The organism is Streptomyces decoyicus (assembly GCF_019880305.1).
Lineage (GTDB): Bacteria > Actinomycetota > Actinomycetes > Streptomycetales > Streptomycetaceae > Streptomyces > Streptomyces decoyicus.
The window spans coordinates 1,651,817-1,665,938 of the sequence record NZ_CP082301.1; the positions used below are offsets into that span (position 1 = coordinate 1,651,817).

The window sequence follows — 14,122 nt, forward strand, 5'->3', positions numbered from 1 at the left end:
CATGCGGGGGGACGCCGTCGACGAGCTGCTGAAGCGGTTGCCGTACACCTGGACCACGAAGGAGGCCGAGCAGGTCGGCCGGCGGTTCCGGGAGAGCCGGCCGGCCGTGCCGAAGCGCCTGGTGAGAAGCCTGTGGCAGTACTGGCTCCGGATGTGCCCGGACGAGCTGCTGTTCGGCGACACCGAGGACGATCTCGCACTGGTGCTGCACGCCCGCGCGCTGGGGCTCCAGGTCCCCGGCGGCGACCTCGGGGCGGACGACAGCCCGGTCGCACGGTGTGCCCGGCGGGCCCGGGAGTCCACGGAGTGCGGGCCGCTGTTCCCCGCGCCACCGGTGTGGGGGCCGAAGGCGGCGCTCGCGCCGCAGGTGCGCGCCGCGCTGCCCTCGTCGCTGCTGCGGGCGTGGGTGGCGGGGGACGAACAGGGCCCCGTGGAAGTGCTGGTGGTCGGCGAGGGCATTCCCGAGATCCGGCAGCAGGTGGTGCAGGCGGCGCTCACGACCTGTCTGCGGGTCAACGGCCTGAGCGACCCGGACAGCGGTGACTTCGTCGGGGACCACATCGGCGTCGGGCTGATCCGGGTGACGGCCGGGCTGTCCGGCAAACAGCCCTCGCTCGACATCCCGTCGGCCTTCCGTGCGCGGTCGGTGACGGTGGCGGACGCCGCGTCGTCGACGGCCCGCGGGGCGCTGCGCGACTTCGTCGGGCTGCTGCGGTCGCTGGCCCATGAGACCAGCCTGGTGGAGGTCGCGGATATCGCGTATGCGGATCTGGTGACGTACGCCCAGGGGTTGCGGGCGCTCGCGGACCGGGCGGCGGGTGAGACGGACCGGGCTTTCCTGCGGGCGCCGCGCTCACCGGACGGCGCTCTGGTGTCGCTTCAGCCGTACCTCCGTACCGCCAAGGGGCACGGGGCCACCGTGGGACTGGAGTTCAGCCCGGACCTGTTCACCACGGACGCCTATCTGGGCGTCGAGCAGGCCCACCAGCGGGTGCTCTCCCAGCGGCTGACCATGGACGCACGGCTGCGCCTGGACCAGCTGGAGGCGGAGATCCGGCAGCTGACGGCCGATCTGGCGGCCTTCAGCCGGGCGAATGCGGCGGAGCGGCGGGCGCTGTGGCCGGCGACGGTGCTGCTGGTGGAGCGGTTCGACGAGCCGACCGGCCGGACGATCCGGCTGACCGAGCCCGAGGAGCGCGAGACCGAGCAGTACTACGAGGTCAATGTCCCGCAGCTGATCTCCATGCGGGAGAAGTGGGCCCGGCGCATGGCCGAGCTGGTCGAGCAGTTGGAGACGGCGGTGCACCGGCCGCATGCACCGGCGCGGCAGGTGGCCGCCGGACGGTTCCTCGATGCCGCCTTACGGGGCGTCGCACCGGACGAGAGCCCGGCCACCGAACGGGCCTTCCTCGCGTGGTGCAAGGAGGCCGCGCCGATGCTGTGGTTCGAGTGGCGGTGCGCACTGCGCCGGTACGGCATCGCGCCGTCGGATGTCTTCACCCCGCACACGGTGCTGATCAGCCGCTATCTGCCGCCGACCGCGGAGGATGCGGCGCTGCTGTTCAGCCACCCGTACACCCTGGTGGACACCGCCCGGTCCGCGGTGCTCGCCGATGCCGAGCGCGGCGTGCTGGTGGTGCGGGACGCCACCGACCACGCCGAGCCCGCCCCGTCCGACGCCGCCGGGCCCGGCGCGCAGTCACTCTGGGACGGCCTCGCCCGGCTGGCCGAAGAGCCGGGCACCGAGGAGGAGTTCGGTGACCGGTTCCTCGACGCGCTGCGGGCGCAGCCGCACGGTATCGCCCGCCGGATGATCGAGGCCCTCCAGCCGGCCGGGCCCGCCGCCACCGAGGCGGACGAGATCGAGACCGCGCTGCGGACCGCGGAACGCCACACCTCGCTCGGCGAAGGGATGGACCGGGCGCTGATGGCGATGCGTTCGGAGGCGTTCCTGACCGCTCTGGAGTGCCTGGACGGGATCCGTACCGAGCCGCAGTGGCAGACCCGGGTCTGGCTGCTGCGGGCGATCGTGGAGTGCCGCGCCGCGCGGCTGGAGCCGCGCGAGATCCCCGGTCTGCTCGGCCACCAGATGCCCGGACTTCCCGAGGCGGCGCTACGGGCCCTGGACGAAGCGGGCAGCACCGACGAGGAGTTCACCCGGGTCTGGCTGGAGGCCCTGCCGGAGGCCGGTCTGGACAAGGGCATCCGGCGGCTGTTCCAGGGCCTGCCGCGGGCCCGGGCCGGCTGCAAGGGGGACCCGTTGCACAAGGTGAGCGCCGAGCGGGAGTACGCGGTGTGGCTCTTCCGTCGTGCGGTGGAGAACGCCCGGCTGGCCCGTCAGCTGGACGAGGCCGGTGAGGAGCTCGCCGAGGATCAGGAGGCCGTCGATACGGCGCTGGCCAAGCTGGGCCGGGCACTGGAGGAGATTCTTGTGGGGCCGTACGTCGGGGGTTCGCGGGGTGAGGCCGAGGAGCTCTTCGAGGTGCTCTCCGGGCAGGAACCCCCGCGCTACGGCCGTGTGGCGGGGAGATGAGGCATGGACAACGAGCTGTATGTCGTGTGGATGGTGCGGACCTCGGACCGCGCGATGGCGGCGGCCGAGGAGGCGCTGGGGAACTTCGCCGCGCATGATCTGCTGCACCGGATCGGCCGGTTCAGCGAGGCCGAGAGCCGGCTGGCGGAGCTGGCCGCCCGTATCCGGGCCGCCTTCACGCCACCGGAGCTGCCGGCCGTGTTCACCGGGCGCCATCTGCATCTGCTGGTCGGCCCCACCGCACAGCCGCTGCTCGCGAAGATCCTCCGGTGCCCGGAGTCCGATGTGTTCGCCACCCTCTTCGACGCGCATCAGCTCGCTCAGGCACTGCGCGAGACGGGGGCGCACCAAGACGGCATCGACGACGCCGAGTTGCTGCTGCTGGCGCTGCTGGCCCGGCTGCCGCGGCTCGCCGCCCGGCACGGTCTGGAGTCGCGCGACTGGGGCGGTTTCGTCGAGGGGCGGGCCTGGCTGACCCCGTACGCACTGGACCGGCTCACCGAGCTCGCCCGGCGGCGCGGATGGTCCGCCGACGCCGCCCCCACCCAGATCCTCGCGGGCGTGCTGGAAGGCGTCGGCGGGCGGCAGGACGCCGACCGGTCGGCGCAGTTCGACGCGCTGGCGCTGATCGAGCTCCGCCGGCGGATCGGCCTGCTCAGCGAGCAGTTGCGCGGCGACGCGCTGGAACACGCCGAGGAGGCCGCGCGGCTGGCGCCCGATCTCACCAGCGTCAGCCGGCTGCCCGCATGGCTGGAGCTGTACGAGCACCATGCGGTGGCCGTGGGCATGCGGCGGCTGTTCACCGGCTCCGTGACGGTCGCCGAGCAGTTCGAGGGTCTGCACAGCCAGCCGCCCCCGGAGACGGGCAGGCCGAAGCCGGACGAGCATCTGGACGTGATCAACGAGGTCCGCTACGGCTTCCTGAAGCGGCGGATGTCGTTCGACATCGCCTGCGAGGTGGAGGGGGCGTCGCACCCGCTGGTCGTGCTGCGCTGCCGTGGGGTGCTGCCGGAGCACTACCCCGCCCTGCGCGACACCGTCCGTCGGCTGCGCGGCAGTGACCTCTCGACGCAGGGCGAGAGCCTGGGCGAGCGGCTGCTCCGCACGGCGGTGCCGCAGCGCCTGGGCCTGCCGGGCCGGCTGCGGTCCGCGCTGCAGCACCACAGCGCCGAGGCGGTGCAGTGCGTGGTGCTGACCGGGATCCGCCAGCCGGTCGCCGTGCCCGCGCCATGGCGCGATCATCTGGGCACGTCGCTGCCGTACGCGGCGCCGCCCGGCGGGGACACCGTGTTCGCCGCGACGCCGGAGGTGACCCGTGCGCTGCGGGAGAGCGTGCCCCGCACACGGCGGGTCGTGGAGGTGGAGTGAGCCGGTCCGGGGCGGATTGACACCCTCCGCAACTATGCTGTCACCACGAGGAGTTGAGCACCGGCGGGGCGCCCGTTGCGGCGGCGTGCACACCGTCGTGCACACCCCTCGCCACCCACTGTGTGACATCCGATCCGCCGGGAGGGCCGGTGCCCACGACGAGCAACCCTGCGATCCGTAACCTGCTGACGCTGGACGGTGCGGTGGCGCCGGCCGGCCCGAGCCCGAGCGGCGGTGCGGTCAGGGCTGCGGCCACGGACCGTCCGATCACCCTCGACGACATCGTCATCAAGACCCTGGCCGTCTTCGGCGTCCTCACGGCGAGCGCCTTCCTCACCGTCTACCTGGAACTCGGGTTCCTCGTCCTGCCCGCGCTGCTGGCCGGACTGGGCCTCGGGATCTTCCTGGCCCTGCGGCCCCGGCCCAGCGCCCCGCTGGCCCTGCTCTACGCGACGGCTCAAGGGGTGGTGCTCGGCGGGGCGACGCAGTTCTTCGACGCGCTGTACCCGGGTGTCGGCACCCGGGCCGTCATCGGCACCGGCTGCATCTTCGCCGGCATGCTGGCGGCGTATCACACACGGGTGGTGCGGGTCAGTGCGAAGGCGACCCGCTGGGCGGTCGGTACGGCGTGCGGGCTGCTGGTGCTGTTCCTGGCGGATCTGGTGGCGTCGTGGGTGTTCGGTGCGGACCTCGGTCTGCGGGACGGCGGCGGCCTGGCGATCGCCGTGAGTGTGGTGGCGATCGCCGCCGCGTCCTACTTCCTCCTGCTGGAGTTCGAGTCCGCCGACCGCTTTCTGCGGTCCGGTGCCTCGCACCGCTGGGCCTGGTACGTCGCCTTCGGGCTGACGATGACCCTGGTGTGGCTCTACTTGGAGATCCTGCGGCTGCTGTCGTACCTGCGGTGGTGGTGAGGGCAGGACACGGCTCCCCTCCCCCGCACTAATTCCCGTCGCGGACGGCCGCCGGGCCTGCGTAGGGTGCGCGGGTCGACGGAGTACGAGAGGGGCGGGCCGGCGGATGCTGATCTTCGATGCGGATGACACGTTGTGGGAGAACAACGTGGTCTTCGAGCGGGTCATCGACGAGTTCCTGGAGTGGATGACCCCGCCGGGACACGACCGGTCCGGGGTGCGGGCCGTGCTCGACGGGATCGAAGCGGCGAACGCTTTGACCCTCGGATACGGCAGCAAGGTGTTTCTGCACAGCCTCGGGGAGTGCGTGGCGCGGCTGCGGGGGCGGGCCGCGACGGCCGAGGAGTCGGCGCGGATCTCCGGGTGGGCGGCGGCCTTCGACGGGGGCACGGTGGAGCTGATGCCCGGGGTGGCCGAGACCCTGGCCGAGCTGGCCCGGCGGCACGAACTGCTGCTGCTGACCAAGGGCGACGCCGAGGAGCAGCAGCGGAAGGTGGCGGCCTCCGGGCTGGCCCGGTACTTCCGGGGCGTCCACATCGTGGCGGAGAAGAACACCGCCACCTATGAGGACCTTACCCGCGCCTACGACCTGGTGCCGGCCTCGGCATGGATGATCGGGAACTCCCCCAAGTCGGACATCCTGCCGGCCCGTTCGGCCGGTCTGAACGCGGTGTTCATCCCGCACGAGCACACCTGGGTCCTGGAGCACAGCGAACTCGACCCCGACGACAAGAAGGTACTGCGACTGCCGACGTTCGGTGAGTTGCTGCGGCACTTCTGAGAGGGGTGAGGGATATGACAGCCAGGGGGCCCAAGGTGTCCTGTGTCTTCGTGTGCCATGACGGCGCGGGGCGGGTGCTGTTGGCACGGCGGAGCGCGGGGGCCAGGGACGAGCCGGGGACCTGGGACTGCGGTGCGGGGGCGCTGGAGTTCGGTGAGTCCTTCGAGACGGCCGTGGCACGGGAGGTGCATGAGGAGTACGGCGTGCGCCCGCTCGGTATCGAACAGATCGGGGTGCGCAATGTGCTGCGCGGCGAGCCGGTCGACTCGCACTGGGTCGCGGTGGTCTTCGCCGCACGCGTGGAGCCGGACGAGGTGAAGATCGGCGAACCGCACAAGTTCGATGCGCTCGCGTGGTTCGCTCCCCATGAGCTGCCGGTGCCGCTGCACTCGCAGTGCGGGGAGACGCTGGAGCTGTACGGCACGGGTGCCCGGGGGCGGCAGTCCGGCCGTCCGCAGGGCTGACCGCTGCTGGTGGTGGGGCGGGGGGTGTCCCCGCCCCACCGGTCTACAGCGGTGCGATGTCGGTCAGTTCACCGTCCTCCAGCCCCATCCACCGGGTGATGCCGATGTCCCGGAGGAATGCCAGGTCGTGGCTGACGACGAGGAGCGCGCCCTCGTAGGACTCCAGGGCCGTGACGAGCCGGCGGACCGACGCGATGTCGAGGTTGTTCGTCGGCTCGTCGAGCATCAGCAGCTGCGGGGCCGGCTCGGCCAGCATCAGCGCGGCGAGCGAGGCGCGGAAGCGTTCACCGCCGGAGAGCGTGCCGGCCTGCTGGTCGGCCCGTGCGCCCTTGAACAGGAAGCGGGCGAGCCGGGCCCGGATGCGGTTGTTGGTGGCGTCCGGGGCGAAGCGGGCGACGTTCTCGACCACGGTCAGCGCAGGGTCGAGCACCTCCAGCCGCTGTGGGAGGAAGCGGTAGGGGACATGGGTCTGCGCCGTGCCGTCCTGCGGTGGGATCTCACCGGCGACGGTCCGCAGCAGGGTGGTCTTGCCGGAGCCGTTGCGGCCGGTCAGCGCGATCCGTTCGGGGCCGCGCACCTCCAGGTCGGCACGGGCGCCGTAGCGGGCCTGGAGGGCGTGCAGGGTGAGGACGGTCCGGCCCGGCGGCACGGCGGTGTGCGGCAGGTCGATGCGGATCTCGTCGTCGTCCCGGACCGCTTCGACCGCCTCGTCGAGGCGTTCCCTGGCCTCCTTGAGGCGTTCGGTGTGCATGATGCGGTGCTTGCCCGCCGATACCTGGGCCTCCCTCTTGCGCTCGTTCATGACGATCTTCGGCTCGCGCTTGGTGGCGTTCATCTTGTTGCCGTAGCGGACCCGGCGGGCCAACTTGGTGTGTGCGTCCGCCAGTTCGCGCTTCTGGCGCTGTACGTCGGCCTCGGCGGACCGCACCATCCGCTCGGCCGCTTCCTGTTCGACGGCCAGGGCGTGCTCATAGGCGCTGAAGTTGCCGCCGTACCAGTGGACCTCTCCGTCGCGGAGGTCGGCGATCCGGTCGACGAGTTCGAGGAGTTCACGGTCGTGGCTGACCACGACGAGGACGCCGGTCCAGCCGGAGACCGCCGTGTACAGCCGCTGCCGGGCCGCCCGGTCGAGGTTGTTGGTGGGCTCGTCGAGCAGCAGGACGTCCGGCCGGCGCAGCAGCAGGGCCGCCAGCCGCAGCAGCACGGACTCGCCGCCGGACACCTCGCCGATGGTGCGGTCGAGATCGAGGCCGGGCAGTCCGAGCTGGTCGAGGGTGGCGCGGGCGCGCTCCTCGACGTCCCAGTCGTCGCCGATGACGGTGAAGTGCTCCTCGCGCGCGTCGCCGCCCTCGATGGCGTGCAGGGCGGCGCGCGCCGCGGCGATGCCGAGCGCCTCGTCCACCCGCAGCTCGGTGTCGAGCGGGGCGTGCTGGGGGAGGTAGCCGACCTCGCCGGCGACCTTGATGCTTCCCGCGGTCGGGGTCAGTTCGCCCGCGATGAGCTTCAACAGGGTGGACTTTCCGGCCCCGTTGAGACCGATGAGGCCCGTGCGGCCGGGGCCGACGGTCAGCGGGAAGCCCTCCAGGACGGGGCTGCCGTCGGGCCAGGTGAAGCCGAGGCCGGTGCAGACGATGGCCGCGGAGGATGCGGAGGTGGGTGACTTTGACACAAGGGTCTCCTGGGCGCGGGTGGGAGTGCGGGGAATGCGCTGGGAGACACCGCGTCGCCGGAACGCCGGGGTGCGTCGGGTACGCCGTACGTACGCCGAGGTCGCGGACGGGCCGCGCGAGGCATGATTCGCCGCTCCGGATACCGGAAGCGCAGGGCGAATCACCGTCGCGGGCGCGGTGTCTCAGGACCTCAGACGAGCAACGGCCTTCTCCGATCGGCGGCAATGGGACCGGGAACGACGATACGGGGGACGCCGCCGAAACGCAAACGCTATTTTCGTTGCGTTTGCGTTTTCCACTGTGCGGCGGGTGCGGCGCCCCCGGGTCCTACTCCCGCGCCCCCTCGTGCGGGCGCAGGCGCACGCGGGCCGGGCCGGTCGCCTGGAGGGTGATGCCGGCGGCGACCGGCACCTCCTGGTCCACGGCGTCGAGTTCGTACGCACGGAGCACCATGGCCAGCGCCAGTACGGACTCCAGCATCGAGAAGTGCTGCCCGATGCAGGCCCGCGGCCCGCCGCCGAACGGGAACCACGCATAGCGGTGCCGCCCGGCCTCCCGTTCGGGTGCGAAGCGCTGCGGATCGAAGCGTTCCGGGTCCTCCCACAGGTCCGGGTTGCGGTGGGTGACCCAGGGCGCGACGACCACATCGGCGCCGGCCGGGATGCGGAATCCGCCGATCTCCGTGGCCTCCACGGCCCGCCGGCTGACGACCGGTGCCGCCGGATACAGCCGCATCGACTCCTTGAGGGCCTGTGTCAGATACGGCAGACGGTCCAGATCCGCGGCCGTGGGGGTGCGGTCCCCCAGCACCTCGTCGATCTCCTCGCGGACCCTCGTCTGCTCCTCGGGGTGCCGGGCGAGGAGGTGGAGGGTGAAGGCGAGGGAGGTCGCGGTGGTCTCGTGCCCCGCCAGCAGGAAGATCAGGACCTGTTCGCGGACCTCGGTCGCGTCGAGCGAGCCGTCCTCGTCATTGCCGGCCGCGGCCAGCAAGGAGAGCAGGTCGTCACCCTCGTCCGCCGCCTCTCCCGCCGTTGCGCCTGCCGCCCGCCGGTCCGCGATGATGCGGTCGCACAGCGCGTTCAGCTCGTCGGTGGCGGCGCGGGCCCGCCGGTTCCCGGGGGTGGGCCATGCCCGCGGGACCTTCACGGGCACATAGGCACGCCGCACGACATAGGCGTTGATGACCGGGGCGCACCGGTGGAAGGCGTCCTCCGCCGCCCCCGCGTCGAGGCCGAACAGGATCCGGGCGACGGTGCGCAGCGCCAGCCGGTTCATTTCCGGGACCAGGTCGACGGTGTGCGCGTCCGCGGTCCGCCAGCGGTCGACGAGGGTGTCGGCCTCGCTCGTCACGGCCGCCGCATAGCTGTCGACGCGGCGCTTGGTGAACAGCGGCTGCACCAGCCGCCGCTGCCTGAGGTAGTCGGTGTCCTGGCTGGTGAGCAGGCCGTTGCCGAAGGCCTGCCGGACCTCCTCGTAGAGCGGGTGGTCCTTACGGAAGTTGGTGGCCCGGGAGGCGAGGATCTGCTGCACGCCCTCGGGCGCGAAGACGGCGTGGAACACGCTGCGCAGACCGGGCGGGCCGGCCTCCAGACGGACCACATCGCCGTGCGCACGCCCGGCGTTCAGGAATGTGCCGAGGGAGTCACGCCGGAGGTCGAGCATCGAGCCGAGCACGGGCAGACCGGCCGGGCCGGGTATCGCGCGCTTCGGTGCGGGACCGGGGTGGGAGGAGTGGGAGTGGGACTCGGTCATGGGCATGCCGGATGTCTATCCCGCGGGCGACGCTTCCTACCCCCGTATACCGAGTTGCTCTCCCGCGCATCTTCCGCAGATCCGGATCACCCGCCCGGCGCCGCGCCCCGGCTCGCCCGCCCGCGGAGTGCGCGGCTGCCCTCCCGGCGTCGTGCCCGGCATCGGCCCCCGTAGCATGAACCGGATGATCGACAAGCCTGCCGAACGGGCAGCCACCGCGACCCCGTGCCGGGTCACCGTATGCCGCGGCTGCTGCTGCGGCGATGCAGCCAAGATCCCGGGCGTCGACCACGCCGGGCAGATACCGAAGCTGCGCGCGGCGCTCGACGGCGCGGCCCCGGTGCGGGCCTCGGAGTGTCTGGACGTCTGTGACCAGGCGAATGTGGTGGTGGTCCAGCCGTCGCCCGCGGGCCGGGCGGCGGGCGGGCGCCCCGTCTGGCTGGGGCTGGTCAACGACGACGAGGCGCTGGCGGACATCGCCGCCTGGATCCGCGCCGGCGGCCCCGGCCTCGCCGATCCGCCGGGCGTGCTCGACCTGTACGCGATCACGGTGTCGCGGCGGGTACGGGAGGGGCTGGAGAGCTGAGGCGCCGCGCCCCGGCCCGCCCGTGCCGCGCCCGGCCCCGTCGCCCGTCGTCGCCTCCGAAGGCACCGCCCACGGTTACCGGAGTCTTACGGCAGCGGACCGGGCCGCCCGCCACCGCGCGTCCTGGTGTTGGCTGGGACCATGACCTCCCTCCCCGGAATGGCACGCTGACCCCGTGCACCACCCCACACCGCCTTCCGCGCCCCCGCCCGCCCCGCTGAACGGGCCGCCGCGCCGCGTCCTGGTCGTCGAGGACGATCCGACCGTCGCCGAGGTCGTCACCGGCTACCTCTCCCGCGCCGGCTACACCACCCGGCACGCCGCCGACGGTTTCGCCGCCCTCGACCGGGCCGCGGAGTTCCGTCCGCATCTCATCGTGCTCGATCTGATGCTGCCGGGCATCGACGGTCTGGAGGTGTGCCGCCGGCTGCGCCGCGCCGGCAACGGCCCGGCGGTCCCGGTCGTGATGCTGACGGCCCGCGGCGAGGAGGCGGACCGCATCCTCGGCCTGGAGCTGGGCGCGGACGACTATGTGACCAAGCCGTTCAGCCCGCGGGAGCTGGTGCTGCGGATCGGCTCGGTGCTGCGCCGGGCGGAGGCCGCGCCGCCGGCCGCCGCGCCCTCCTCCGTGCTGCGGGCCGGGGAGCTCAGCGCCGACCCCGGCGGCCGGCGCGCCGACCGGGGCGGCCGGGAACTCTCCCTCACGGCTCGCGAGTTCGACCTGCTGGTCTTCTTGATGCGCCACCCCGGGCAGGTCTTCTCCCGGGAGGAACTGCTGCACCGGGTCTGGGGCTGGGAGTTCGGCGATCTGTCCACGGTGACCGTGCACGTGCGGCGGCTGCGCGAGAAGATCGAGGAGGATCCGGCCGCGCCACGGCTGGTGACGACGGTCTGGGGCGCGGGCTACCGCTTCGACCCCCTGGGCGACGAGGAGCAGCCGGAGCCCGGTCCGCTGCCGGGAGGTGAGCTTCGGCCATGACGGACTTCCTGGTCATCGTGGCGCTGGCGGCGCTCGGCGCGGCGCTGGCGGGACTGCTCGCCGCGCCCGCGGTACGGGCCCTGCGGCGGCGCTCGGTCGCCCTGTCGCTGTTCGCGGTGGCGGCGCTGGCGGTGGCCGCGATGGCGGCGGGGACGGTGGCGGTCGCCCAGGCGATGTTCCTGTCCGGGCACGACCTGGGCGTGGTGATGGCCGTGGTGGCCGTATCCGGGGTGGTGTCGCTGGCGGCCGCGCTGCTCTTCGGGCGGCGGATCGCGGCGGGCAGCCGGGAGCTGGCGCGCTCGGCCCGTACGGTCGGCAGCGAGGGCGGCTTCGTGGCGCCCGCCGAGCCGCCCACCGCCGAACTGGCCGCACTGTCCCGGGCGTTGGAGGAGACCAGCGGGCGGCTCGCCGCGGCACGGGAGCGGGAGCGGGCGCTGGATGCCTCCCGGCGCGAACTGATCGCCGGGATCTCGCACGATCTGCGCACCCCGCTCGCCGGGCTGCGGGCGATGGCCGAGGCGCTGGAGGACGGCGTCGCCGAGGACACCGCGCGCTACCACGCACGGATGCGGATCGAGGTGGACCGGCTGGCCGCGATGGTCGACGACCTCTTCGAACTGTCCCGTATCCAGGCCGGGGCGCTGGCCCTGACGCTGTCGCGGGTGTCGGTGTACGACCTGGTGGACGACGCGCTCGCGGGAGCCAGGCCGCTGGCGCGGGTGAGCGGGGTGCGGCTGGTGGACGGCGGGGTGGTACCGCTGCCGGTGCGGGTGGACGCCCAGCAGATCACCCGCGTACTGGGCAATCTGCTGGTCAACGCGATCCGTGCGACACCGTCCGACGGCACGGTCGCGGTCAGCGCCCGGCACGAGGCGGGCCGGGTGGTGCTCGCGGTCGAGGACGGCTGCGGCGGCATCCCGCCGGAGGATCTGGCGCGGGTCTTCGACACCGGCTGGCGCGGCGGTGCGGCACGCACCCCGCGCGCGGACGGCAAGGGCGGCGCCGGGCTGGGCCTGGCGATCGTCCGCGGCATCGTGGAGGCCCATGAGGGCCGCGCGACGGTGCGCAATACCGCCTCCGGCTGCCGCTTCGAGGTCGAACTGCCGTCGGCGGAACAGCAGGTGGAGCCGCAGACCGAGCAGCGGACGGGCCCGCCGGCGGAGCGGCAGACGGAGCCACGGCCGGAGCGGCGGACCGGCTCGCAGGCGGAGCCGCCAACGGCCTGAGCACAAGGTCCCGCAGGCGGAGCCGCCGCCGGGCTGAACGTAACGGGCCCGCAAGCGGAGCCGCCGGCCTGAGCGTACGGGCGCCCGGGGTGCCTCAGCGCCGTGCCGACGCGCCGTCGCGCCCCTCCGTACCGGGGCCCGGCCCGTCGCCCTGCTCGGGGTCCGGGCCGCCACGGCGCTCGGGATCCGGGCCGCCCTCGCCGGGCTCCCGCTGCTCCTCCCCCGTAGGGCGCGTCGGCAGGTCGCGGACGGTCCCCACCGGCGAGAAGAGGAGAATCAGGGCGGCCAGCGGCACACCGGCGGTCATGATCCACATTGCCGGGCGGAGGCCGAGGGCGGAGCCGAGGGCACCGCCGAGCAGCGCGCCCAGGGGCAGCGTGCCGTAGTTGACGAAGGAGCTGCTGGCGATCAGCCGGCCGAGCAGGGCCGGCGGGCAGTAGCGCTGCTGGAAGCTCGCCTTGAGGATGTTTCCGGCCACCACCCCGGCGGAGACACCGAAGCTGCCCGCGACATAGAGCAGTGCCCCGGCGCCGTGGGCCGCGAGCGGGATGAGCAACGCGGCTCCGGGCAGGCCCAGTTCGCACAGCAGCATGGCACGGGCCGTGCCGAACCGGTCGGCGGCCCGTCGTGCCAGGAAAGCGCCCGCGATCCCGCCCGTACTGGCCAGCGCCAGCACCCCGCCGACCGTGCCGGGCGACAGGCCGACCTCACGGACCAGGAAGACCGTCGCCATCGACTGGTACCCCATGAGCGCGAGGTTGGAGGCGGCGCCGAAGAGCGTCAGGGTACGGAACCACCTGTCGCCGGCCACCAGGCGCAGTCCCTCGGCGACCTCCGCGGTCAGTGCCCGCGGTGCGGCCCGGGGAGCCGGGCGCGGTTCGCGGTGCCGGATGCCGAGCAGGCACAGCAGGGCGATGAGGAAGGTGGCCGCGTGGGCGAACAACCCGTTGACCGCGCCCGCCAGTTGGGCGATGAGGCCGCCCGCCCCCTGTCCCGCGATCTGCGCCGCGGAGGCGCTGCCGTGCAGCTTGGCGTTGCCCTCGGGCTGGTCGGCCGGTGCGAGCAGGGCGGGGAGGTAGGCGCTGTAGGCGGTCTGGAAGACCACCGCTGCCGCACCGGTCAGCAGGGCCACGGTGATCAGCAGGCCGAGGCTGAGCCCGCCGTACCGGGCGAGGACCGGTACGGCGGCGAACAGCACCAGCGACAGTCCGGCGGCACCCAGCATCAGGGGGCGGCGGCGCAGCCGGTCCACCCAGACGCCCACCGGGAGGCCGATGAGCAGCCAGGGCAGCCAGGTACAGGCACTGAGCAGCCCGACCGCGAAGGTGGGCGCATGGAGGGTGGACACCGCCACCAGGGGCATCGCCACGTTGGTGACCGCCGCCCCGAACTTCCCCGCCGTCTCGCCGCACCACAACAGCCGGAAGTCACGATGGCGGCGCAGCAGTCCGGGGCTCCGCCCGGTCATGCGCCGGTGTCCGGGGCGGCGCCCGTACGCAGAAGGAGTTGGTTGACGCCTCCGGAGTGCGCCACCTCCACCTCCACCTCCGTGGCCGCGTCCTCGTCGAAGCGGAGGGTGAAGTGCGGTCCGGCGTCGATGAGCAGTGGGAGGCCTTCCCCCGCGTCGCGGTCAAGAGGCGGCGGGACAGTGGCGTTCCAGGTGCCGTGGCCGGCCGCGGGGACGAGCCTGACGGGGAGGCGTGCCAGACAAGTGGAGCGGTTGGCCCACCACTCCAGGTGTGCGGTGCCCTCGTAGCGGTCCATTCCCCGAGAGTATGCGGCGTGGCGGCGGATCTGCGGCCGAGTGCCCCGTGGAACGGAGTCCGGGCGCGGCAACGGCCGTAACCGGACC

12 protein-coding genes are annotated in these 14,122 nt (G+C 73.2%); 8 read left to right on the forward strand and 4 right to left on the reverse strand.

Annotation, left to right across the window (positions count from 1 at the left end):
* Position 1 precedes the first annotated feature (1 nt).
* From K7C20_RS07290 to K7C20_RS07310, 5 genes are all read left to right on the forward strand, one after another.
* Positions 2-2,533, forward strand: coding sequence for a hypothetical protein (locus K7C20_RS07290; protein ID WP_053208336.1), 2,532 nt, complete (start codon positions 2-4; stop codon positions 2,531-2,533).
* Positions 2,534-2,536: 3 nt separating this feature from the next.
* Positions 2,537-3,901, forward strand: a complete 1,365-nt coding sequence (locus tag K7C20_RS07295) for a hypothetical protein (RefSeq protein WP_053208337.1) — start codon at positions 2,537-2,539, stop codon at positions 3,899-3,901.
* A gap of 149 nt (positions 3,902-4,050) precedes the next feature.
* On the forward strand, positions 4,051-4,812 hold the full coding sequence (locus K7C20_RS07300) for a Bax inhibitor-1/YccA family protein (protein WP_053208338.1): 762 nt from the start codon (positions 4,051-4,053) through the stop codon (positions 4,810-4,812).
* 106 nt (positions 4,813-4,918) lie between these two features.
* A complete protein-coding gene (locus K7C20_RS07305) occupies positions 4,919-5,593 on the forward strand; it encodes an HAD family hydrolase (protein WP_053208339.1) in 675 nt (224 codons plus the stop codon).
* A gap of 14 nt (positions 5,594-5,607) precedes the next feature.
* Positions 5,608-6,057, forward strand: a complete 450-nt coding sequence (locus K7C20_RS07310; RefSeq protein ID WP_048830087.1) for an NUDIX hydrolase — start codon at positions 5,608-5,610, stop codon at positions 6,055-6,057.
* A gap of 43 nt (positions 6,058-6,100) precedes the next feature.
* Here the strand turns inward: K7C20_RS07310 and K7C20_RS07315 are convergent, their stop codons facing one another.
* Together K7C20_RS07315 and K7C20_RS07320 are read right to left on the reverse strand one after the other, a co-directional pair.
* A complete protein-coding gene (locus K7C20_RS07315; RefSeq protein WP_030086777.1) occupies positions 6,101-7,726 on the reverse strand; it encodes an ABC-F family ATP-binding cassette domain-containing protein in 1,626 nt (541 codons plus the stop codon).
* A 328-nt stretch (positions 7,727-8,054) separates the two neighbouring features.
* Positions 8,055-9,479: a cytochrome P450 gene (locus tag K7C20_RS07320; protein ID WP_409351342.1), complete on the reverse strand. Its 1,425-nt coding sequence runs from the start codon at positions 9,477-9,479 to the stop codon at positions 8,055-8,057.
* Between the two features lie 184 nt (positions 9,480-9,663).
* On the opposite strand from K7C20_RS07320, the gene K7C20_RS07325 reads away from it, so the two are divergent.
* From K7C20_RS07325 to K7C20_RS07335, 3 genes are all read left to right on the forward strand, one after another.
* Positions 9,664-10,065, forward strand: a complete 402-nt coding sequence (locus K7C20_RS07325) for a hypothetical protein (protein WP_078952760.1) — start codon at positions 9,664-9,666, stop codon at positions 10,063-10,065.
* A 175-nt stretch (positions 10,066-10,240) separates the two neighbouring features.
* Positions 10,241-11,044 carry a response regulator transcription factor gene (locus K7C20_RS07330; RefSeq protein ID WP_107083308.1) on the forward strand — a complete coding sequence of 268 codons (804 nt, stop codon included), beginning with the start codon at positions 10,241-10,243 and terminating at the stop codon, positions 11,042-11,044.
* Complete coding sequence (locus tag K7C20_RS07335; protein WP_245170918.1) at positions 11,041-12,270, forward strand: sensor histidine kinase; 1,230 nt, start codon at positions 11,041-11,043, stop codon at positions 12,268-12,270. Before K7C20_RS07330 ends, K7C20_RS07335 begins: the two co-directional genes overlap by 4 nt.
* Positions 12,271-12,364: 94 nt before the next feature.
* Here the strand turns inward: K7C20_RS07335 and K7C20_RS07340 are convergent, their stop codons facing one another.
* Positions 12,365-13,738, reverse strand: a complete 1,374-nt coding sequence (locus K7C20_RS07340; RefSeq protein ID WP_053208341.1) for an MFS transporter — start codon at positions 13,736-13,738, stop codon at positions 12,365-12,367.
* Complete coding sequence (locus K7C20_RS07345) at positions 13,735-14,034, reverse strand: hypothetical protein (RefSeq protein ID WP_052414365.1); 300 nt, start codon at positions 14,032-14,034, stop codon at positions 13,735-13,737. The genes K7C20_RS07340 and K7C20_RS07345 overlap by 4 nt, the downstream gene beginning before the upstream one ends.
* Between the last annotated feature and the right edge of the window lie 88 nt (positions 14,035-14,122).

Bases quoted from the DNA above. Each gene is read 5' to 3' on its own strand.
- K7C20_RS07335 (WP_245170918.1), top strand. From the start codon at position 11,041: ATGACGGACTTCCTGGTCATCGTGGCGCTGGCGGCGCTCGGCGCGGCG.
- K7C20_RS07345 (WP_052414365.1), bottom strand. From the start codon at position 14,034: ATGGACCGCTACGAGGGCACCGCACACCTGGAGTGGTGGGCCAACCGC.
- K7C20_RS07295 (WP_053208337.1), top strand. From the start codon at position 2,537: ATGGACAACGAGCTGTATGTCGTGTGGATGGTGCGGACCTCGGACCGC.
- K7C20_RS07290 (WP_053208336.1), top strand. From the start codon at position 2: ATGCGGGGGGACGCCGTCGACGAGCTGCTGAAGCGGTTGCCGTACACC.
- K7C20_RS07340 (WP_053208341.1), bottom strand. From the start codon at position 13,738: ATGACCGGGCGGAGCCCCGGACTGCTGCGCCGCCATCGTGACTTCCGG.
- K7C20_RS07320 (WP_409351342.1), bottom strand. From the start codon at position 9,479: ATGACCGAGTCCCACTCCCACTCCTCCCACCCCGGTCCCGCACCGAAG.
- K7C20_RS07310 (WP_048830087.1), top strand. From the start codon at position 5,608: ATGACAGCCAGGGGGCCCAAGGTGTCCTGTGTCTTCGTGTGCCATGAC.
- K7C20_RS07325 (WP_078952760.1), top strand. From the start codon at position 9,664: ATGATCGACAAGCCTGCCGAACGGGCAGCCACCGCGACCCCGTGCCGG.
- K7C20_RS07305 (WP_053208339.1), top strand. From the start codon at position 4,919: ATGCTGATCTTCGATGCGGATGACACGTTGTGGGAGAACAACGTGGTC.